Origin of the sequence: Rhodoferax lacus (assembly GCF_003415675.1) — a bacterium.
In the GTDB taxonomy this organism is placed as follows: domain Bacteria; phylum Pseudomonadota; class Gammaproteobacteria; order Burkholderiales; family Burkholderiaceae_C; genus Allorhodoferax; species Allorhodoferax lacus.
In genome coordinates, this window is record NZ_QFZK01000001.1 from 521,902 (window position 1) to 541,087 (window position 19,186).

The window sequence follows — 19,186 nt, forward strand, 5'->3', positions numbered from 1 at the left end:
GGCGGCTCCTTCAGGACTTGGGTTCTTGCGGCGCAGCGTCGCCGGTGTAGTGGTAATAAATGGCCAGCGGCACGATGATCAGACCGATCATGGCCACCGCCAGGGCACTGGCCCGCGGCCAGTTGTTGCTGGCAAACATCTCGTCCCACACCACGCGGCCAATCATGATGTTTTCCGGACCACCCAACAGCGAGGGAATCACGAACTCGCCTACGCAGGGAATGAACACCAGCATGAAGCCCGCAATAATGCCGGCCTTGGACAGCGGCACCGTCACCAGCCAAAAGGCCTTGAACGGGCTGGCACCCAGGTCATAGGCGGCCTCCAGCAGGCGGAAGTCCATCTTCACCAGGTTGGCATACAGCGGCAGCACCATGAAGGGCAGGTACACATAGGTCATGCCCACCAGCATGGAGACATTGGTGTAGAGCATCTGCAGCGGTTCGCTGGTGAGTCCCAACGCCATCAGGATCTGGTTGACCACGCCCTGGTCAGCCAGGATGCCCTTCCAGGCATAGACGCGCAGCAAAAACGAGGTCCAGAACGGCAGCATCACCATCATCAGCAGCGCCGGGCGCACGCTGGGTGCCGAGCGGGCGATGAAGTAGGCGAACGGGTAGCCTAAGAAGAGGCACAGAAAGGCAGTGCACAGCGCATACCAGATGGAGCGCAGATAGGCCTCCACATACAGCGTCTGGAACAAGGCCCCGCCGTCTTCATTACGAAAGATGGAGGTGTAGTTTTCGTACTTGAGCTTGAGGATACCGGTCTCGTGGTCCCAGATCGGCTTGAAGGGATGGATGTCGCCGCCCATGTCCACAAAGCTGATGTAGAGCAGGATGAAAAACGGCAGCAGAAAAAACAGCAGCAGCCAGCCAAAGGGCATGCCAATCACAAAGCCGCGCCCGGGTACCCATTTGAAGAGGGATTGCATAGTGCCTCCTAGGAACGCAGCACCACCGCAGAGCGGGTGCCCCACCAGAAGAACACATCGTCCTCCCAGGTGATGTTGCTCACGTCCTGGCGCGAGGTGTTGGCCTCGGTGATCTTCATGCGGCTGCCATCGCTGGCAATCACGATGTAGGTGTTGTAGGAGCCAAAGTAGGCAATTTCCTTGACGCGGCCGGTGAACAAATTCACGTCCACATTCGGGCGGTTCTTGCTGATCTCGATCTTTTCCGGGCGGATGGCCACGGCCACCGGCATGTTGAGCGCGCCGCTCACCCCATGGCCCACTGCGATCACGCCGAGCTTGGTGGTGATGGCACAGTGGTCTGGCTGGTCCACCGTAAGCGTGCCTTCCAGCAAATTCACGTTGCCAATGAAATCCGCCACGAAGCGGTTGGCCGGGTATTCGTACACCTCTTCGGGTGAGCCTACCTGCAGCACACGGCCCTTGCTCATCACGGCGATGCGCCCTGCCATGGTCATCGCCTCTTCCTGGTCATGGGTCACCATGACGCAGGTCACGCCCACTTTCTCAATGATGTTGACCAACTCAAACTGGGTTTGCTCACGCAGCTTCTTGTCCAGTGCGCCCAGGGGCTCGTCAAGCAGCAGCAGCTTGGGCCGCTTGGCCAGGCTGCGGGCCAGCGCCACGCGCTGCTGTTGGCCGCCGGAGAGCTGGTGGGGCTTGCGCTTGGCAAAGGCACCGAGTTGCACCAGATCCAGCATTTCGCCCACGCGCTGCTTGATCTCGTCGCGGGGCAGGCCTTCGCGCTTGAGGCCAAAGGCAATGTTCTCCCAGATGTCCAGGTGCGGAAACAGCGCATAGGACTGGAACATCATGTTCATGGGGCGGTCGTAGGGGGCGAACTTGGCCACATCCTGTCCGCCCAGCAAAATCTTGCCCGAGGTGGGAGACTCAAACCCGGCCAGCATGCGCAGCAAGGTGGACTTGCCGCAGCCCGAACTGCCCAGCAAGGCGAATATCTCGCCCTTGCGAACGGACAGCGAGACTTCATCAACGGCCACCGCCTCGTCAAAGCGCTTCACCAGCTTTTGCGTTACGAGGTAGTCATTGGTGCTACTGGGTTCTGACATGCGATGCTCCGTTCTCGGGATTCGGGGACCAACAAAAAGGGCTGTTCATACACAGCGTACAAACAGCCCCCTGCTACTAGCCAGGCAAGTTACTTGCCCTTCTTGAAGGCAGTGTAGGCGTTGGCCATGCTTTCGCGGCCTTCGTTGGTGAACTTGCCAGGTGCCACCATTTTCTTGGCGTACTCGGAGTCCACAAAGATGGTCTTGTTGCCAGCGACTTCAGGCTTCATCTTTTCCAGTGCGGCCTTGTTGCCGGTGGAGTAGCTCATCTCATCGGCCATCTTGGCACCGTTTTCGGCACGCAGATAGAAGTCGATGAAAGCATGGGCATTGAGCGGGTGCTTGGCATCCTTGGTGATGGCCATCGAGTCATAGAAGATCAGGCCGCCAGTGGTTGGCAGCAGTGCTTCGATGACATCTTTGGAACCATTTTCCTTGGCGCGACCGGCCGCAATGTTCACATCGCCCGACCAACCCAGGGCCACGCAGGCCTTGCCGCCGGCAATGTCGTCAATCATGGTGGAGCTGAAGATGCGTACGTCCTTGCGCACCTTGGCCAGCATGGCGCCAGCTTCCTTGTGGTCTGCGGGATCGTTGGAGTAGGCATCCTTGCCGATGTAATGCAGCGCGGGCGGGAACACTTCGGTGGGCGAATCCAGATAGGCAATGCCGCAGGACTTGAGCTTGGAGGTGTACTCGGGCTTGAACACCAGGTCCCAGGCGTTCTCGGGCATGGGCAGCTTGCCCAGTGCCTTTTCAACCTTGGTGCGGTTGATGCCCACGGTGGTGAAACCCCAGGCCCACGGCACCAGGTGCTTGTTTTCAGGATCGGCCTTTTGAAGGCCCATCATGATGGCGGGGTCCAGATTGACGTAGTTCTTGAGCTTGTCTTTTTGCAGCGGCTGGAAGAAGCCGGCTTCGGTCTGTGCAGGGCTAAACGACGTGCCGGGCACCACGATGTCATATCCGGTGTTGCCTGCCACCAGCTTGGCGTTGAGGGCTTCGTTGGTCTCGAAGGTGTCGTAGTTGACCTTGATGCCGGTCTCGGCTTCAAAGGCGGCAATCATGCCTTCGGGAACATAGTCGGGCCAGTTGTAGATGTTGAGGACTTTTTCCTCGGCATTCACAGGAGCCGCCGGGGCGCTGGCCACGGGTGCAGCAGCTGGTGCTGCGGGAGCCTCTTCTTTTTTACCGCAGGCCGCCAGCATCAGGGCAGCCATCACACTGGACCAAAGGACTTTATTCATTGCAAGTTTTCTCCATAGGTTTCGGAAGGGATGGCCACCGGGCGGGAGGCCCGTGTTAAGTGCCACCACAAAATTATTACAGGTTTGCCGACCACAACCCTCTTTGTTTCAAATCGGCGGCAGTCAGGTCCAAGCACCGCAAGATCAATGCCATCATTTCGTCAATCTGGGCATGGGTCATGATCAGCGGTGGTGCAATGATCATGCGGTCGCCCACAGCACGCATGATCAGCCCGTTGCCAAAACAGTGGCCCCGGCAGATCATGCCTACACCCAGGCTGGAGTCAAAGCACTCACCGGTGGCCTTGTCCTTTACCAGCACCAGGCCCGCCGCAAAGCCGCAGGTTTCAGCCAGTCCCACCAGGGGATGGTTGTTGAGTTCGGCAAAGCGTTTGGCAAGATAAGGGCCAATGTCGTCCTTCACCCGGCCCACCAGGTTCTCGCGCTCCATCAGTTCCAGATTGGCCAGCGCCACCGCACAGGCCACCGGATGGCCGCTGTAGGTGTAGCCGTGGTTGAACTCGCCACCTTTTTCGATCAGCACATCGGCCACGCGGTTGCCCACCATCACACCGCCCAGGGGCACATAGCCGCTGGTCACGCCCTTGGCAAAGGTCACCAGGTCGGGCTTGTAGCCAAACTTTTCATAGGCAAACCAGTGGCCCAGGCGGCCAAAGGCGCAGATGACCTCGTCGCTGATGAGCAGGATGCCGTACTTGTCCACAATGCGCTGAATCTCGGGCCAGTAGGTGGATGGCGGAATGATCACGCCGCCTGCACCCTGCACCGGCTCGCCGATAAAGGCGGCCACCTTGTCGGCACCCAGCTCCAGAATTTTGGTCTCCAGCCAGCCTGCGGCGCGGATACCAAAATCGGCCTCGCTCTCGCCCGGCAGGCCGTTCTCGAAAAAGTAAGGCTGCTCAATGTGCGTGATGTTGGGGATCGGCAAGTCGCCCTGCGCATGCATGCCGCTCATGCCGCCCAGGGAAGCACCCGCCATGGTACTGCCGTGGTAGCCGTTGATACGGCCAATAATCGTCTTGCGCTGGGGCTGACCCAGCAGGTCCCAGTAGCGGCGCACCATGCGCACATTGGTGTCATTGCTCTCGCTGCCGCTGCTGGAATAGAACACGTGGTTGAAGCTGCGGTCCCCCACGCTGGGTGCCAGCGACGCGAGCTTGGCGGCCAGTTTGGCGGCGGGGATGTTGGTGGTCTGGAAGAAGCTGTTGTAGTAGGGCAGCGTCATCATCTGTTGGTAGGCGGCGTCGGCTATTTCCTTGCGGCCGTAACCAGCGTTCACGCACCACAGGCCGCTCATGCCATCGAGAATTTTCTTGCCTTCGGAGTCCCACACGTAAATGCCGTCGGCATGCGTCATGACACGCGCGCCGCGCGTGGCCAGATCTGCATGGTCGGTGAAAGAATGGATGTAGTGCGCGCTGTCCATGGCCTGCACCGTCTTGGTGTCCATGGCCGGCGCCTTGGCCAAGATGGCGGGCGGTGCAATCACGGGAGCAAACGAGTTGGAGTTCATAGCATTCCTGTCGAAATCTGAATCAAAAGGGAGGGTTAAAAACAGGGCTGTTGTGCTTACACGTGGAGCAGCAAGTGCTCGCGCTCCCAGGGCGAAATCACCTTCATGAATTCATCGAATTCAAGTTCCTTGATCTCGGTGTAAACCGTCACAAACTCCTTGCCCAGGATCTCGTGCAGGTCAGTCTCTTTGCGCAGCCAATCCAGCGCCTCGCCCAGACTGCGCGGCAGCGAATAGGCCGACAGATAAGCGTCGCCACGCATCTCGGGCTTGGGTTTGATCTTGTTCTTGATACCCAAATAGCCGCAGGCCAACGTCATGGCCATGGCCACATACGGGTTGGCGTCGGCACCAATGACGCGGTTTTCCACACGGCGTGCGGCCGGACTGGAAATGGGCGAGCGGATGCCCACGGTGCGGTTGTCATAGCCCCATTCGATGTTGATGGGCGCAGCGGTATTGCGCGACAGACGGCGGTAGCTGTTCACATACGGTGCCACCAGCACCATGGCCGCCGGAATGTAGCGCTGCAGACCACCGATGTAGTGCATGAACATCTCGCTGGGTGTTCCATCCGGGTTGCTGAACACGTTTTTGCCGCTGGCCACGTCCAGCAGACTCTGGTGCACATGCATGGCGCTGCCGGGCTCGCCGGCAATCGGCTTGGCCATGAAGGTGGCGTACATATCGTGGCGAAGGGCCGCTTCACGCACCGTGCGCTTGAAGAAGAACACCTCATCGGCCAGGCCCAGCGGCTGGGCGTGGAAGAAGTTGATCTCCATCTGGCCGGCACCCACCTCGTGGATCAGCGTGTCCACGTTGAGCTCCATCTTGTCGCTGTAGTCGTAGATTTCTTCAAACAGCGGGTCGAACTCGTTCACAGCGTCAATGCTGTAGGCCTGGCGCGAAGTCTCGGCGCGGCCGCTGCGGCCAATGGGCGGCTTGAGCAAGGTGTTGGGATCGGTGTTGCGGGCGGTGAGGTAGAACTCCAGCTCGGGCGCCACGATGGGCTGCAGGCCCTCGGCGGCAAACAGGTCGCACACGCGGCGCAACACGCTGCGCGGTGCAAACGGCACCAGGTTGCCAGCGTGGTCAAAGCAGTCGTGGATCACCTGCGCGGTGGGGTCGGCCGCCCAGGGCACGATGCGCACGGTGCTGGGGTCGGGGCGCAGCTGCATGTCCTTGTCGGTGGGGTCGATCACGTCGTAGTAGGGGCCGCTCTCGGGGAATTCACCGGTCACGCCCATGGCCACGATGGCCTGGGGCAGGCGCATGCCGCGGTCTTCGGTGAACTTGGCGCGGGGCAAAATCTTGCCGCGGGCCACCCCGGTCAAGTCGGGCACCAGACATTCCACCTCGGTTACGCGGCGCTCGTTGAGCCACTGCTCCAGGTCATTGAAATTCATGTTCTTGGTTTCACTCATTGCTCTCTCCTTGCTGCGTGGCAGCGTACAAAACTTGTTTTAACGGCCCAGGCGCTTCACTTGTCGCGCACGGCAGGCTTCGCCAAATGCATGAAACAGGGCAACAGACAGCGGGTTCTGTGCAACCTTCCATTCCGGGTGCCATTGCACCGCATAGGCGAAGGCTTGTGCACCTTCCACTTCAAAGGCTTCCACCAGGCCATCAGGCGCATGGCCCAGTGCACGCAATCCCTGTGCCAAGCGGCCAACACCCTGACCGTGCACGGAATTCACCATCGCGTGGTCGGCTCCGGCCCAACGGGCAAAAACGCAATCCTGCTCGAAGCGCACTGTGTGGCTGGGGCCGTACTGTTCTTCGTAGCTGCCGTCTGGAGACTGCCTGTGGTCGCTATGCCCTGGCAGCTCATGTACTTTTTGATGCAGCGTGCCGCCCAGGGCCACATTGATTTCCTGGAAGCCGCGGCATATGCCCAGCAGTGGCACGCCTTGGGCCACGCAGGCCTGCACCAGGCCCAGGGTCAGGTCATCGCGTGCTTCATCAAGCATGAGGGTCGGGTCAGCCAAGTCGGCACCAAAACGAGTGGGGTGCACATTGGAGGGGGAGCCCGTCAGCATCACGCCATCCACCAGTGCCAGTAGCTCGTCGATCTGGTCGGCATCAACCAGAGGAAACAGCACCGGTTGCGCATGCGCATCGGCTTTGACGGCCCGGGCGTACTTGTCGCCCAGAACCAGGAAGGGCATGCTGCGCTCTCCGGTTCCCAGGAGGCGATGGTCAGCAGGTAGCCATACCAATATCGGTGGCTTTTTCATACATGTCTCCGTGTTGTGGCTCTGATTGTGTTGCAGAATTGGCCGCATTCCGGAGCCATTTGAGGTGGCCCCATGGTGCCAGTTGAGAATGGCCACGCTACACAGGAACCGCATGCTGTCCGAATTGCTACTTACCGAAATGGGGCGCCTGAGCCAACAGGACAACATGCCGCTTCACCGGCAACTCTACGAAGCCATGCGCCGCGCCATCCTGGACGGCAAGCTGTGCGCCGGTGACCGTCTGCCCTCCAGCCGCGAGCTCACACAAGACCTGAAGCTGTCGCGAAACACCGTGGTGGCTGCTCTGAACCAGCTGGGGGTGGAAGGCTATCTGGCCAGCCGCGTGGGCAGCGGCACCTACGTCAGCGACAACGTGCCCAAGGCCCATGTGCGGGCCGCACATGGCCGCGCGCCGGCCGGCCAGGCCCGGCTGTCCAAACGTGGCACGGCGCTTTCCACCACCTTCTGCGCCACACAGCTGGAGGTGCAGCCCTTTACCCCGGGCCCTGCCGATTTCAGCGCCTTCCCGGTAGCCCTGTGGCAGCGCCTGCAGAACAAGCACTGGCGCATGACTTACCCCGAGATGCTGGACTACAGCTACACCGGCGGCCATGCGCCCTTGCGCCGCGCCGTGGCTGACTACCTGCGCGTGTTTCGCAGCGTGCCACTCGACGTGGACCAGGTCATCATCACCAGCGGCACGCAGCAGTCACTGGAGCTGTGTGCGCAGTTGTTGGGGGACCATGGAGACACCGTGTGGCTGGAGGACCCGGCCTATTGGGGCGCCATCAAGGCCTTCATGGCCACCGGCCTGAAGCCGCACCCGGTGCGGGTGGACGAGCATGGCATGGCGCCCTGCCCGGCCGATGAAAAGCACCCTCCCCGCCTGGTCTACACCACGCCCTCGCACCAGTACCCCACCGGTGCGGTGATGTCGCTACCGCGCCGCCAGCAACTGCTGGCCCTGGCGGCCAAGCACAACGCCTGGATTCTGGAGGATGACTACGACAGCGAGTTCCGCTTCAGCGGCCCGCCTCTGTCCTCCCTGGCGGGCCTGGACCAGGACCAGCGCGTGCTCTACATGGGCTCGTTTTCCAAGGTGCTGTACCCCGGCCTCAAGCTGGGTTATCTGGTGGTGCCCAAGCGCCTGGTGGACGCCTTCAAGCAGGCACACTACGACCTGAACCGCCCCGGGCAGATGCCCTTGCAGGCGGCCCTGGCCGAGTTCATCGAGCTGGGCCACTTCGCCAGCAGCCTGCGCCGCGCGCGCCACAGCTATGCCGAGCGCCGCCAGTGCCTGCTGGCCGCACTGCAACCCTGCCTGGGGCGGCATGCGCAGATCTCGGGCGCAGAGCAGGGCCTGCACCTGTGCCTGCGCCTGCCCGCTGCAGTGGACGACAAGGCCCTGGCCCTGCGCATTGGCACTTTGGGCATGACGGTGCGCGCCCTGAGTGCCTATTGCCTGGAGCGCACGGATGCCAAGGGCCTGGTGATCGGCTACGGCTACGCACCGCTGGCCGACATTGCACACTACGGGCCGTTGCTGGCCAAAGCCATCAACGCCGAACTTGCGCGACTACCCTAGAGCAGGTCTTTGAGCTGGTGATAGGCCATGCCCAGCACCAAGCTGGGCTTGCGCAGCAGCGCGCCACCCGGAAAATTGCGGTGCTGCAACCGGGCAAACACATCAAAGCGTTCGGATTGCCCAATCACCGCCTCGGCTACCACCTTGCCGGCCAGCCCTGTTAGCGCCACACCGTGGCCGCTGAAGCCCTGCAGGTAAAACAGGTTGTTGCCCAAGCGCCCGAAGTCCGGTGCGCGGTTCATGCTGATGTCCACAAAGCCGCCCCACACAAAATCCACCGGCACACCTTGCAGCGCGGGAAACACTTTGGCCATGCGCCGGGCCATGACAGCGCCCAGGTCCTTGGGCGTGCGGGTGGAGTAGCTCACACGGCCACCAAACAACATGCGGTGATCAGCGCTGAAGCGGAAGTAGTCCAGCACAAAGTTGTTGTCGCACACCGATGCATTGCTGGGGATGAGCTGCTGGCACAGCTTGGCACCCAGTGGTGCGGTGCCAATGATGTAGGTGCCCACCGGCATGATGCGGGGTTGCAACTCCGGCGCCACGCGCGGACCGTATTCGCCCAGGGTGCAGTTGCCAGCCAGCACGCCCCACTGCGCGCTCACCGTGCCGCGTGTGGTCCGGGCTTTGAGCGTGGCGCCGCGCTGGATATCCACCACGGCCGACTGCTCAAAAATCTGCACGCCCAGGCTGCGCGCCGCACGCGCCAGACCCAGGCCAAACTTCAGGGGATGCAAATGGCCCGATTTGCGCTCGAAGGCAGAGGCGCAGTAGCGCGGGCTCTGGATGTGGCGCTGCACCGCATCACCCGTGCAGAAGTCCGTCTTGAAACCGTAGTCGCGCTCCATCGCCTGCAGGTCCGCCTCCAGGGCCCGCGCTTTGCGCGGCGAATCGGCCACATACAGGTAGCCGGAGACCCGGTCGCAGTCGATGTTGAATTCCGCAATGCGCTGATCCATCAGGTCCATGGCCTCTACCGACATGTCCCAGGCCAGGCGCGCGTCGGCCTTGCCCAGTTGCGCCTCAAAGGGCTCCTGCCCGCTGGCATAGCCCACGATGGCCTGGCCGCCGTTGCGGCCTGAAGCACCACTGCACACCCGGTCGGCCTCCAGCACCACCACCTTGTAGCCTCGCTTTGCCAACTCGATGGCCGCCGACAGGCCGGCAAAGCCGGCCCCCACCACCAGCACATCGGCCGTGATATCACCCTGCAGGGGCGCACCCACAGGCTCGCGCTGTGCGCTGGCTTCGTAATAACTTTTCTGGTTGAGCAGGGTGTCGGAATCGAGCAGCATGGGATGTCCTTGAATGGCTTAGCGGCCTGCCTTGGCTATCTGGCCGCACAGATAGGTCCAGATGAATTGGGCAGCCGCATTGCTGGTAAGTTCGGCATGGTCGTAGGCCGGTGCCACTTCCACGCAGTCCATGCCGACGAAGTTGAGCGGCGCCAGTTCTTCCAGAAAGGTCATCACCTGCGAACTGCTCATGCCTCCGGGCTCGGGCGTGCCGGTGCCCGGCGCATAGGCCGGGTCCAGGCAGTCTATGTCCAGCGTCAAGTAGCAGGGCGTGTCACCTATGCGTGCCTTGATTTGCTCGATAACAGGCCCCAGCCCCAGGCCATCCTGGCCGCGCAGACTGCGCGCGGTGTAGATCAGTCCGCCCTGGTCCTGGACGTACTCGCGTGCTGCGCGCTCGCCGCTGGAGCGCAGGCCAATCTGCACCGTCCGGCTGCGCTCCACCAGCCCCTCCTGGATGGCCTCATAGGTCCAGGTGCCGTGGCCCGAGGGTTCATCGAAATGGCTGCTCCAGGTGTCGCAGTGGGCATCAAAGTGGATGAGCGCCACCGGGCCGTGCCGGGCCTTGAGTGCGCGCAGCAGGGGCAAGGTCACGGAATGGTCGCCACCGATGAACACACAGTGGTGGCGGGCCATCAGCGCTGCTGCCTGCTGTTCGATATGCGCACGCACCTCTGTCAGCGGCGAGGCATTGGGCAGGCGCATGTCACCGGCATCGCCGAGGTGCTCCAGTGGACTGACATCAAACACGGGGTGTATGCCATCGCACAGCATGAGCGAGGCGCGGCGGATTTCCTGCGGACCGAAGCGGGCACCGGGGCGATTGGTTACAGCACCGTCAAACGGAACGCCGCAGACCGCAAAGGGCTGCGTGCCCAGCTGGGGTGCTGCCAGAAAGCGGTTGCTGTTGTTGGCGTATGCAAATTGTCCGATGGCCATGGGGTACCTGTGGGGTGGATCACAAAGCCAGTACGTTAGCGCACGCGGCCTGCACCGGCTGGGTCCAATTCAGGCAGAGGGCGCTAAACCACTGCGGTGCAGCCCAGGGCCCTGCTCGCCGCGCACCATGGTGTACGCTCAGCCGCTTTGCCAAGCCCACGCACACGCAAAGCCCACACCCAAGCCTGATACCCATGCACCGCACCGCCACACACAACTCCAAGCGCCTGCTGGCCTATGGCTATTTGGCCCTGAGCATGGCGCTGGCCGGCAGCTATGTGGCTCTGTCCAAGCCGCTGGTCGCCGCGCTGCCGGTGTTTCTGCTGGCCTGGCTGCGCTTTGGCATTGGCGGCATTGCCATGGCCCACTGGCTCAAGAAGCCGCCGGGTGAAGCGCCCATGACACGGGCCACCAAACAGCTGCTGTTTCTGGAATCGTTTTTGGGCAACTTCCTGTTTTCCATCTGCATGCTGTTTGGCGTGAGCATGACCAGTGCCGTGTCGGCCGGCGTCATCATGGCGGCCATACCGGCGGTGGTGGCGCTGATGAGTTGGGTCTTCCTGAAGGAAACCATTGGGCCGCGCATCTGGGCTGCGGTGGCCTGTGGCGCTGTGGGCATTGGGCTGCTGGCCCTCACCCGCCACAGCCCGGCCGCCGGAGCGGCATCGGACGCTGCAAGCGGCAGCCGCGTGCTGCTGGGCAACCTGCTGGTGTTTGGCGCGGTCTTGTGCGAGGCCTTTTATGCGGTGATCGGCAAGAAGCTCACCGGCGCTGTGTCACCCAAGCGCATCAGCGCCCTCATCAACCTGTGCGGCTTTTTGCTGATGACGCCCCTGGGGATTTACACCGCCTGGCATTTCGACTTCGCCGCCGTGCATGCCTCATCCTGGTTGCTGCTGGTGTTTTACGCCATGGCTGCCAGCGTCTGGACCGTGTGGCTATGGATGACGGGCTCAACAAATGTGCCTGCGGCGCACGCAGGTGTATTCACCGTGCTGCTGCCCATCTCGGCTGCCCTGGTGGGCGTGCTGGTGCTGGGGGAGCCGCTGGGTGGCCTGCAGATGCTGGCCTTTGCCATTGCCCTGCTCGGCGTCTTGCTGGCCACACTGCCGGGTCGCCAGGCCCCGACTGCGATTGAGCCGCACGTTTGAAGGCCGCGGCCCCGTGCGCAATTACGGACCGCAGGCGCGTTACTGCAATGCCTTGCTGCTGACCACGATGCCATCCGCATCGGCATAGAGCCAATCACCGGGACGCACCCAAACGCCCTGGATCTGCACCGCCACCTGGGCCTGGCCTTCCTGGCGCTTCTCGGTGGGCATGGGCATGGCGGCCAAGGCGCGTATGCCCACTGCGTGACCAGCCAGCTCCGCGGTGTCGCGCACACAGCCGTCGATCACCACACCGGCCCAACCATTGCGCGCGGCTGCCGCGCCCAGGTTGCCGCCCAGCAGGGCGCGGCGCAGGGAGCCGCCACCATCCACCACCAGCACCTTGGCCACACGGCCCTGGGGCGTGTCGATCCAGCCCTGCGCGTCCACTGCAGCCTTGACCAGGGTGTTGTCCTCAAAGCATTTGACCGTCTCCACCGGACCGGCGAAGGTTTTGAGCTGGCCGAAATCGAGAAACGCCGGAGGCAAAACACGAAAATCACCGGAGCTGTCGGCCTTGTGGGCGTCACAAAAATCACAGGTGGCAAACGACGTACTCATGCTGGGGCGCTCCTTTTTGCGTAAAGCATCAATTCTCCAATGAAAAAAACAACATCCTCGAGTGAAAAAAGTATTTTCCCGCTTGGAATCGCCTATTTTCTCCAGTAGCATGCGCTCTACCAGTGAAGACGCAGACTTCTTCCTGGTGATTAATCAACTTCTAGAAGGACAATCAATCATGGCAACTGCAAAAAAACCGGCTGCAAAAAAAGCCGCTCCCGCAAAGAAGGCTGCGGCACCCGCTAAAAAAGCGGCTCCAGCCAAGAAGGTAGCCGTCAAGGCCGCTGCACCAGCCAAGAAGGCTGCGGCTCCTGCCAAGAAGGCAGCTCCCGCGAAGAAGGCTGCCGCTCCTGCCAAAAAGGCAGCTCCAGCCAAGAAGGCTGCTCCCGCAAAGAAGCGCACCGTCAATGCCGCCTTCATGAAGGCACTGACACCCAGCGCAGCACTGGCAGCAGTGGTTGGCACCAATGGCCTGCCCCGCACCGAAGTGGTCAGCAAGCTGTGGACTTACATCAAAAAGCACGGTCTGCAAGACAGCGTTAACAAGCGCATGATCAATGCCGACGCCAAGCTCAAGGAAGTCTTCGGCAAGGCACAGGTTTCCATGTTTGAGATGGCTGGCCTGATCGGCAAGCACCTCAAGTAATCCGGGTCCTGGCACCAGCCAAAAAGGGTCGGCGCATGCCGGCCTTTTTTGTTTGGCCTGGCGCCTTGTGTATGCTGTTTCCCTTTCCAACCAGGACCGAGCCCCATGTTCCGCTTTGTACTCACGCGCCTGAGCCTGGTCATCCCGACCTTCTTCGGCATGACCCTGTTGGCCTTCTTCCTGATCCGTCTGGTCCCGGGTGACCCGATTGAAACCCTGGCCGGCGAACGTGGCATCGATGCAGCCCGCCACGCCAAGCTGCTCACCGAATACGGGCTGGACCAACCCGTCATCGTGCAGTACGGCATCTACATCGGCAAGGTGCTGCACGGCGACCTCGGTAAATCCATCATCACGCAGGCACCGGTGCTCAGCGAGTTTGGCGCCCTGTTCCCGGCCACCATCGAGCTGGCGGTATGTGCCATTCTGTTTGCGCTCATCATCGGCATACCGGCCGGTATTCTGGCCGCAGTCAAGCGCAACTCGGTACTGGACCACGGTGTCATGGGCGTGTCCCTGGCGGGCTATTCCATGCCGATTTTCTGGTGGGGCCTGTTGCTGATTCTGCTGTTCTCGGTGCAGCTGGACCTGACCCCCGTGTCAGGCCGCATATCGGTGGAATACTTCTTTGACTCGGTCACGGGCTTCCTGCTGATCGACTCGCTGCTGTCAGGCCAGAAAGGCGCGTTTTTGTCGACCCTCTCGCATCTGCTGCTCCCAACCATTGTGTTGGGCACCAACCCGCTGGCGGTGATCGCGCGCATGACGCGCTCGGCCATGCTCGAAGTCCTGGGTGAGGACTACATCCGCACGGCCCGCGCCAAGGGCCTGTCCAATCTGCGGGTGGTGGCCGTGCATGCGCTGCGCAATGCGCTGATTCCCGTCATCACCGTCATCGGGCTGCAGGTGGGCGTGCTATTCACCGGCGCCATCCTCACCGAGACCATCTTCTCCTGGCCAGGCGTGGGCAAATGGCTGATCGAAGCCATCAGCCGGCGCGACTACCCCGTGCTGCAAGGCGGCATGCTGTTGCTCGGCGTGGTGGTCATGGCCGTCAACCTGCTGGTCGATGTGACCTACGGCATCATCAACCCCCGCATCCGGCACCAATCATGAGCAGCACCAACAACAGCGTGACCCTGAGCCAGGCCGACAGCGACGCACTGGCGGCCCATGTGAGCCCGCTGCGTGATTTCTGGCGCTCTTTTTCCGCCAACAAGGGCGCAGTGGGCGGCCTGGTGATTGTGTGCCTGGTGCTGCTGCTGGCCGCCTTTGCCAACCAGATCGCGCCCTATGCTCCCGACCTGACCGACAACTCTGTATTCCTTGTGCCGCCCGCCTGGCAAAGCGGCGGCAGTTCGGCCCACCTGCTGGGCACCGATGCGATTGGCCGCGACATCCTCTCGCGCCTCATCTTCGGCGCGCGCCTCTCGCTGCTGATCGGTGTGGCGGTGGTGGTGATATCCATCGTCTCCGGCACCGTGCTGGGCTTGCTGGCCGGCTATATACGCGGCATCTTTGAGGTGCTGGTAATGCGCCTGATGGACATCATCCTGACCCTGCCCAGCCTGCTGCTGGCGATTGTGATCGTAGCTATCCTGGGGCCAGGCCTGATGAACGCCATGCTGGCCGTGGCCATTGTGGTGTTGCCGCATTACGTGCGCATCACGCGCGCGGCCGTGATTGCCGAGGCCTCGCGCGACTACGTAACCGCTGCACGCATGGGCGGGGCCAGCCATCTGCGCCTGATGTTCAGTGAGATATTGCCCAACTGCACGGCGCCCCTGATCGTGCAGGCCTCGCTGGGTATTTCAGCGGCGATTCTGGATGCGGCGGCCCTGGGCTTTCTGGGCCTGGGCGCACAACCGCCCTCGCCCGAATGGGGCACCATGCTGGCCGATGCGCGCGAGTTCGTGTTGCGCGCCTGGTGGGTGGTGACCTTCCCCGGCCTGGCCATCCTGATCACGGTGTTGGCCTTCAATCTGCTGGGCGACGGCCTGCGCGATGCGCTGGACCCAAAGCTCAAGCGCTAAGCCTCTGCAACCTTCAAAGTACAACATGGCATTGCTTGAAATAAACAACCTGTCGGTGCAGTTCCCCAGCCACAAGGCGGTGATGCACGCGGTGGACGGCGTGAGTTTTTCCATTGAGCCTGGCGAGGTGCTGGGCATTGTGGGTGAATCGGGCTCGGGCAAAAGCGTCACCATGATGGCGCTGATGGGCCTGGTGGGTTATCCCGGCGTGGTGAAGGCCGACGCCATGCGCTTCGATGGCCACGACCTGCTGCACCTCTCCGAGCGCGAGCGCCGCAAGATCATCGGCAAAGACCTGGCCATGATCTTCCAGGACCCCACCACCAGCCTGAACCCCTGCTTCACCGTGGGCTTCCAGCTGGCCGAGACCCTCAAGCTGCATCTGGGCATGACGCGCGCGCAGGCCCGCACCCGCTCGGTGGAACTGCTGGAGCAGGTGGGCATACCGGCACCCGAGAGCCGGCTGGACCTGTACCCGCACCAGTTCTCCGGCGGCATGGCCCAGCGCGTGATGATTGCCATGGCGATTGCCTGCAACCCCAAGCTGTTGATTGCCGACGAGCCCACCACCGCGCTGGACGTGACCATCCAGGCGCAGATTCTGGACCTGCTGCGCACCTTGCAAAAAGAGCGCGGCATGGCCCTGGTGCTGATCACCCACAACATGGGCGTGGTCAGCGAAATGGCGCAGCGCGTGGCGGTGATGTATGCCGGCCAATTGATGGAGCAGCGCACCGCCCTGGATCTGTTTGCCACGCCCATGCACCCCTATACCGAAGCCCTGATGGCCTCCATGCCCGAGCGCAGCAGCGGCAGTGGCCGCCTGGCCACCATTCCCGGCATGGTGCCCGGCCTGTTTGACCGGCCCACCGGCTGCCTGTTTGCGCCACGCTGCAACTACTGCCAGCCCGCTTGCGACACCCGACCGCAACTGCAGGCCCGCGCGCACGGTGCGGTGCGCTGCCATTTCCCGTTGACCGCCAAAACCGGGGAGGTCGTATGAGCGCAGTCCCATTGGGCAGCATGCCCACGCCAAGCCAGACCCCGTCCGACCAGGCACCGGTTGTCGTTGCCGCCGACCTCAGGCAGGTCTACCCCATCAGCCGCGGGCCCTTGCGCGCACCGGCGCAGTTGCAGGCCGTCAGCGGCGTGTCCTTTACCCTGCAGGCCGGCAAGACGCTGGCCGTGGTCGGGGAATCGGGTTGCGGCAAGTCCACGCTGGCGCGCATGGTCACGCTGATCGAAAAGCCCACAGCGGGCGCCCTCAGCCTGGGCGGTGTGGACGTGCTCCAGTCCCATGACAAAAAGGCCTTGCGCCAAAAAGTGCAGCTGGTGTTCCAGAACCCCTATGGCTCGCTCAATCCGCGCAAGCGCATAGGCCAGATTCTGGAAGCGCCACTGGAAATCAACACCGAACTGGGTGCCACCGAACGCGCCGAGCGGGCCCGCGCCATGCTGGCCAAGGTGGGCTTGCGCCCCGAGCACTACGACCGCTATCCGCACATGTTTTCCGGCGGCCAGCGCCAGCGCATCGCGATTGCGCGCGCCCTCATGCTCAACCCGCTGCTGGTGGTGGCCGATGAGCCGGTGTCGGCACTCGACGTGTCCATCCAGGCCCAGGTGCTCAACCTGCTGGCCGACTTGCAGCGCGAGTTGGGCCTGGCCTATCTGTTCATCTCGCATGACCTGGGCGTGGTGCGCCACATTGCGCACGATGTGCTGGTGATGTACCTGGGCAGCACCGTGGAGCATGGCGACAAGGAAACCATTTTCCAAAAGCCCCTGCACCCCTATACCCAGGCTTTGCTGGCGTCTACGCCTGGCCTGGCAGGTAGCGGCGTGGCGCGCAAACGCATCGTGCTTAGCGGCGAACTGCCCTCGCCCCTGAACCCGCCCACGGGCTGCGTGTTTTCCACGCGCTGTCCCCATGCCGTGGCGCACTGCCATGTTGAACGACCACCGCTGCGGGAGTTGATGGGGCGCAAGGTTGCGTGCTTTGAAGCCGAAAAGCTGACGCAACCGTGACAACCCGCATACGGACGCGGCTGCGGTCGCGTACTATGGCGTTTTAACCTGGAGGTGATCGATGAAATTCAATGCAACGCGTCCCAGAATGCGCACAACCGCCCTGCTCGCAGCCGTTGTGCTGCCGGCCCTGATGGCCGCCTCGGCGGTGTCCGCCAAAACCCTGGTGTATTGCTCCGAGGGCAGCCCTGAGAACTTTTACCCTGGCATCAACACCACCGGCACCTCGTTCGACGTGACCGAACAGATTTACGACAACCTGGTGAACTTCGAGCGTGGCGGCACCAAGGTGGTCCCGGCCCTTGCCGAAAAATGGAGCATCTCCAAGGACGGTCTGGAATACACCTTCAACCTGCGCAAGGGTGTGAAATGGCAGTCCAGCAAGAATTTCACGCCTTCGCGCGATTTCAACGCCGATGACGTGCTGTTCATGTTCGAGCGCCAATGGAAAGAAAACGACCCCTACTTCAAGGTCACCAGCTCCAACCACTCCTACTTTGGTGACATGGGCATGCCCGCATTGCTCAAGTCCGTGGACAAGGTAGATGAGTACACCGTCAAGGTGGTCCTGAACAACCCTGAGGCTCCCTTCCTGGCCAACCTGGCGATGCAGTTTGCCGGTGTGCAGTCCAAGGAATACGCGATTGCCATGCTCAAGGCCGGCACGCCCGAAAAGATTGACCAGGACCCGATTGGCACCGGCCCCTTCCAGTTGGTGCAGTACCAGAAGGACGCCATCATCCGCTTCAAGGCCTTTTCCCAGTACTGGGCTGGAAAAGCCAAGATCGATGACCTGATTTTTGCCATCACGCCCGACGCCTCGGTGCGCTGGGCCAAGCTGCAAAAGGGTGAGTGCCATGTCATGCCCTACCCCAATCCGGCCGACCTCGACACCATGCGCAAGGACGCCAATGTCACCGTGCTGGAGCAGCCTGGCCTCAACATCGGCTACCTGGCCTACAACACCACCAAAAAACCGTTTGACGATGTGCGCGTGCGCAAGGCCATCAACATGGCGATGGACAAGAAGGCCATCGTGTCTGCCGTCTACCTGAGTACCGGAGTGGCAGCCACCAACCCGATTCCCCCGGGACAGTGGTCTTACAACAAGGCTATCAAGGATGACGCCTTCAACCCCGCAGAAGCCAAGAAGCTGCTGGCTGCTGCCGGTTACCCCAACGGTTTCACCACCGACCTGTGGGCCATGCCAGTGCAACGCCCCTACAACCCCAACGCCAAGCGGATTGCCGAGCTGATGCAGGCTGACCTGGCCAAGGTAGGTGTGAAAGCCGAGATCAAGAGCTTTGAATGGGGCGAGTACCGCAAGCGGATGCAGGCGGGCGAACACCAGATGGGCATGTTGGGCTGGACGGGTGACAACGGCGATCCGGACAACTTCCTCAACACCCTGCTGGGTTGCGCTTCGGCCAAGAGCAATGGCTCCAACGTGGCCAAGTTCTGCTACAAGCCTTTTGACGATCTGGTCCTCAAGGCCAAGCAGGTCACCAACCCGGCCGAGCGCACCAAGCTGTATGAAAAAGCCCAGGTCATCTTCAAGGAGCAGGCGCCTTGGTTCACCATTGCCCACGCAGTGCAAATTGCCCCGGTGCGCAAGGAAGTCGTGGACTACAAGCTCAGCCCCTTTGCCAAGCACACCTTTTATGGTGTGGATATGAAGTAAGCATCCTGTGTAGCTATTCGGTGCAGTCTTAACGGCTGCACTGAAATTCACTGCCAAGGGCCAGCCAATCACTTTGGCTGGCCTTTTTTGCGCGAATGTATGAACCAGAAAACAGGCATTGAAAAAGGGCACCAAAGCCTTGCCTTTTTGTGCCCTTAGCATATTCACGACCGGCCTCTTTTGCGTTAATCTGCCCATCCTCACTT

Annotated in this window: 17 protein-coding genes; 8 read left to right on the forward strand and 9 right to left on the reverse strand. The window is 61.8% G+C overall.

Annotation, left to right across the window (positions count from 1 at the left end):
- Positions 1-10 precede the first annotated feature (10 nt).
- The 6 genes from DIC66_RS02355 to DIC66_RS02380 all read right to left on the reverse strand — a co-directional run bounded on the left by DIC66_RS02355 (position 11) and on the right by DIC66_RS02380 (position 6,992).
- A complete protein-coding gene (locus DIC66_RS02355; RefSeq protein ID WP_117173628.1) occupies positions 11-934 on the reverse strand; it encodes an ABC transporter permease in 924 nt (307 codons plus the stop codon).
- Positions 935-942: 8 nt separating this feature from the next.
- Positions 943-2,043: an ABC transporter ATP-binding protein gene (locus tag DIC66_RS02360; RefSeq protein WP_117173630.1), complete on the reverse strand. Its 1,101-nt coding sequence runs from the start codon at positions 2,041-2,043 to the stop codon at positions 943-945.
- An 89-nt stretch (positions 2,044-2,132) separates the two neighbouring features.
- Positions 2,133-3,290, reverse strand: a complete 1,158-nt coding sequence (locus DIC66_RS02365) for an extracellular solute-binding protein (protein WP_117173631.1) — start codon at positions 3,288-3,290, stop codon at positions 2,133-2,135.
- 76 nt (positions 3,291-3,366) lie between these two features.
- Positions 3,367-4,824, reverse strand: coding sequence for an aspartate aminotransferase family protein (locus DIC66_RS02370; RefSeq protein ID WP_117173632.1), 1,458 nt, complete (start codon positions 4,822-4,824; stop codon positions 3,367-3,369).
- Positions 4,825-4,880: 56 nt separating this feature from the next.
- Positions 4,881-6,248, reverse strand: coding sequence for a glutamine synthetase family protein (locus DIC66_RS02375; protein ID WP_117173634.1), 1,368 nt, complete (start codon positions 6,246-6,248; stop codon positions 4,881-4,883).
- 39 nt (positions 6,249-6,287) lie between these two features.
- On the reverse strand, positions 6,288-6,992 hold the full coding sequence (locus DIC66_RS02380) for a gamma-glutamyl-gamma-aminobutyrate hydrolase family protein (protein WP_338052471.1): 705 nt from the start codon (positions 6,990-6,992) through the stop codon (positions 6,288-6,290).
- Between the two features lie 181 nt (positions 6,993-7,173).
- Between DIC66_RS02380 and pdxR the strand changes: the two genes are divergently transcribed.
- The gene (pdxR, locus tag DIC66_RS02385) at positions 7,174-8,646 is read left to right on the forward strand and encodes a MocR-like pyridoxine biosynthesis transcription factor PdxR (RefSeq protein ID WP_117173638.1); all 1,473 of its coding nucleotides are present in this window, start codon (positions 7,174-7,176) and stop codon (positions 8,644-8,646) included.
- Here pdxR and DIC66_RS02390 read toward each other — a convergent pair.
- Both DIC66_RS02390 and speB read right to left on the reverse strand, forming a co-directional pair.
- Positions 8,643-9,944 carry an NAD(P)/FAD-dependent oxidoreductase gene (locus DIC66_RS02390; protein WP_117173640.1) on the reverse strand — a complete coding sequence of 434 codons (1,302 nt, stop codon included), beginning with the start codon at positions 9,942-9,944 and terminating at the stop codon, positions 8,643-8,645. The genes pdxR and DIC66_RS02390 overlap by 4 nt on opposite strands.
- An 18-nt stretch (positions 9,945-9,962) precedes the next feature.
- Positions 9,963-10,883 carry an agmatinase gene (gene speB, locus DIC66_RS02395; protein ID WP_117173642.1) on the reverse strand — a complete coding sequence of 307 codons (921 nt, stop codon included), beginning with the start codon at positions 10,881-10,883 and terminating at the stop codon, positions 9,963-9,965.
- A gap of 194 nt (positions 10,884-11,077) precedes the next feature.
- On the opposite strand from speB, the gene DIC66_RS02400 reads away from it, so the two are divergent.
- Positions 11,078-12,034: a DMT family transporter gene (locus DIC66_RS02400; RefSeq protein ID WP_233505750.1), complete on the forward strand. Its 957-nt coding sequence runs from the start codon at positions 11,078-11,080 to the stop codon at positions 12,032-12,034.
- 39 nt (positions 12,035-12,073) lie between these two features.
- On the opposite strand, the gene rraA is transcribed toward DIC66_RS02400, so the two are convergent.
- A complete protein-coding gene (gene rraA / locus DIC66_RS02405; RefSeq protein ID WP_117173644.1) occupies positions 12,074-12,595 on the reverse strand; it encodes a ribonuclease E activity regulator RraA in 522 nt (173 codons plus the stop codon).
- Between the two features lie 178 nt (positions 12,596-12,773).
- On the opposite strand from rraA, the gene DIC66_RS02410 reads away from it, so the two are divergent.
- The 6 genes from DIC66_RS02410 to DIC66_RS02435 all read left to right on the forward strand — a co-directional run bounded on the left by DIC66_RS02410 (position 12,774) and on the right by DIC66_RS02435 (position 18,980).
- The gene (locus tag DIC66_RS02410) at positions 12,774-13,241 is read left to right on the forward strand and encodes an SWIB/MDM2 domain-containing protein (RefSeq protein WP_117173646.1); all 468 of its coding nucleotides are present in this window, start codon (positions 12,774-12,776) and stop codon (positions 13,239-13,241) included.
- A 105-nt stretch (positions 13,242-13,346) separates the two neighbouring features.
- Positions 13,347-14,357 (forward strand): ABC transporter permease subunit, encoded by a 1,011-nt coding sequence (locus tag DIC66_RS02415; protein WP_117173648.1) that lies wholly within the window; start codon positions 13,347-13,349, stop codon positions 14,355-14,357.
- Positions 14,354-15,274, forward strand: coding sequence for an ABC transporter permease subunit (locus DIC66_RS02420; RefSeq protein ID WP_117173650.1), 921 nt, complete (start codon positions 14,354-14,356; stop codon positions 15,272-15,274). Before DIC66_RS02415 ends, DIC66_RS02420 begins: the two co-directional genes overlap by 4 nt.
- 25 nt (positions 15,275-15,299) lie before the next feature.
- A complete protein-coding gene (locus DIC66_RS02425; protein ID WP_117173652.1) occupies positions 15,300-16,277 on the forward strand; it encodes an ABC transporter ATP-binding protein in 978 nt (325 codons plus the stop codon).
- The gene (locus DIC66_RS02430; protein WP_420820469.1) at positions 16,274-17,299 is read left to right on the forward strand and encodes a peptide ABC transporter ATP-binding protein; all 1,026 of its coding nucleotides are present in this window, start codon (positions 16,274-16,276) and stop codon (positions 17,297-17,299) included. The genes DIC66_RS02425 and DIC66_RS02430 overlap by 4 nt, the downstream gene beginning before the upstream one ends.
- Before the next feature lie 61 nt (positions 17,300-17,360).
- Complete coding sequence (locus tag DIC66_RS02435) at positions 17,361-18,980, forward strand: ABC transporter substrate-binding protein (RefSeq protein WP_117173654.1); 1,620 nt, start codon at positions 17,361-17,363, stop codon at positions 18,978-18,980.
- Positions 18,981-19,186: the final 206 nt, after the last annotated feature.

Coding starts and splice junctions, on each gene's coding strand:
- DIC66_RS02435 (WP_117173654.1), top strand. CDS start 17,361: ATGAAATTCAATGCAACGCGTCCCAGAATGCGCACAACCGCCCTGCTC.
- DIC66_RS02370 (WP_117173632.1), bottom strand. CDS start 4,824: ATGAACTCCAACTCGTTTGCTCCCGTGATTGCACCGCCCGCCATCTTG.
- DIC66_RS02355 (WP_117173628.1), bottom strand. CDS start 934: ATGCAATCCCTCTTCAAATGGGTACCCGGGCGCGGCTTTGTGATTGGC.
- DIC66_RS02425 (WP_117173652.1), top strand. CDS start 15,300: ATGGCATTGCTTGAAATAAACAACCTGTCGGTGCAGTTCCCCAGCCAC.
- DIC66_RS02375 (WP_117173634.1), bottom strand. CDS start 6,248: ATGAGTGAAACCAAGAACATGAATTTCAATGACCTGGAGCAGTGGCTC.
- DIC66_RS02415 (WP_117173648.1), top strand. CDS start 13,347: ATGTTCCGCTTTGTACTCACGCGCCTGAGCCTGGTCATCCCGACCTTC.
- DIC66_RS02360 (WP_117173630.1), bottom strand. CDS start 2,043: ATGTCAGAACCCAGTAGCACCAATGACTACCTCGTAACGCAAAAGCTG.
- pdxR (WP_117173638.1), top strand. CDS start 7,174: ATGCTGTCCGAATTGCTACTTACCGAAATGGGGCGCCTGAGCCAACAG.
- DIC66_RS02400 (WP_233505750.1), top strand. CDS start 11,078: ATGCACCGCACCGCCACACACAACTCCAAGCGCCTGCTGGCCTATGGC.
- DIC66_RS02430 (WP_420820469.1), top strand. CDS start 16,274: ATGAGCGCAGTCCCATTGGGCAGCATGCCCACGCCAAGCCAGACCCCG.
- DIC66_RS02420 (WP_117173650.1), top strand. CDS start 14,354: ATGAGCAGCACCAACAACAGCGTGACCCTGAGCCAGGCCGACAGCGAC.
- DIC66_RS02410 (WP_117173646.1), top strand. CDS start 12,774: ATGGCAACTGCAAAAAAACCGGCTGCAAAAAAAGCCGCTCCCGCAAAG.
- DIC66_RS02390 (WP_117173640.1), bottom strand. CDS start 9,944: ATGCTGCTCGATTCCGACACCCTGCTCAACCAGAAAAGTTATTACGAA.
- DIC66_RS02380 (WP_338052471.1), bottom strand. CDS start 6,992: ATGCCCTTCCTGGTTCTGGGCGACAAGTACGCCCGGGCCGTCAAAGCC.
- rraA (WP_117173644.1), bottom strand. CDS start 12,595: ATGAGTACGTCGTTTGCCACCTGTGATTTTTGTGACGCCCACAAGGCC.
- DIC66_RS02365 (WP_117173631.1), bottom strand. CDS start 3,290: ATGAATAAAGTCCTTTGGTCCAGTGTGATGGCTGCCCTGATGCTGGCG.
- speB (WP_117173642.1), bottom strand. CDS start 10,883: ATGGCCATCGGACAATTTGCATACGCCAACAACAGCAACCGCTTTCTG.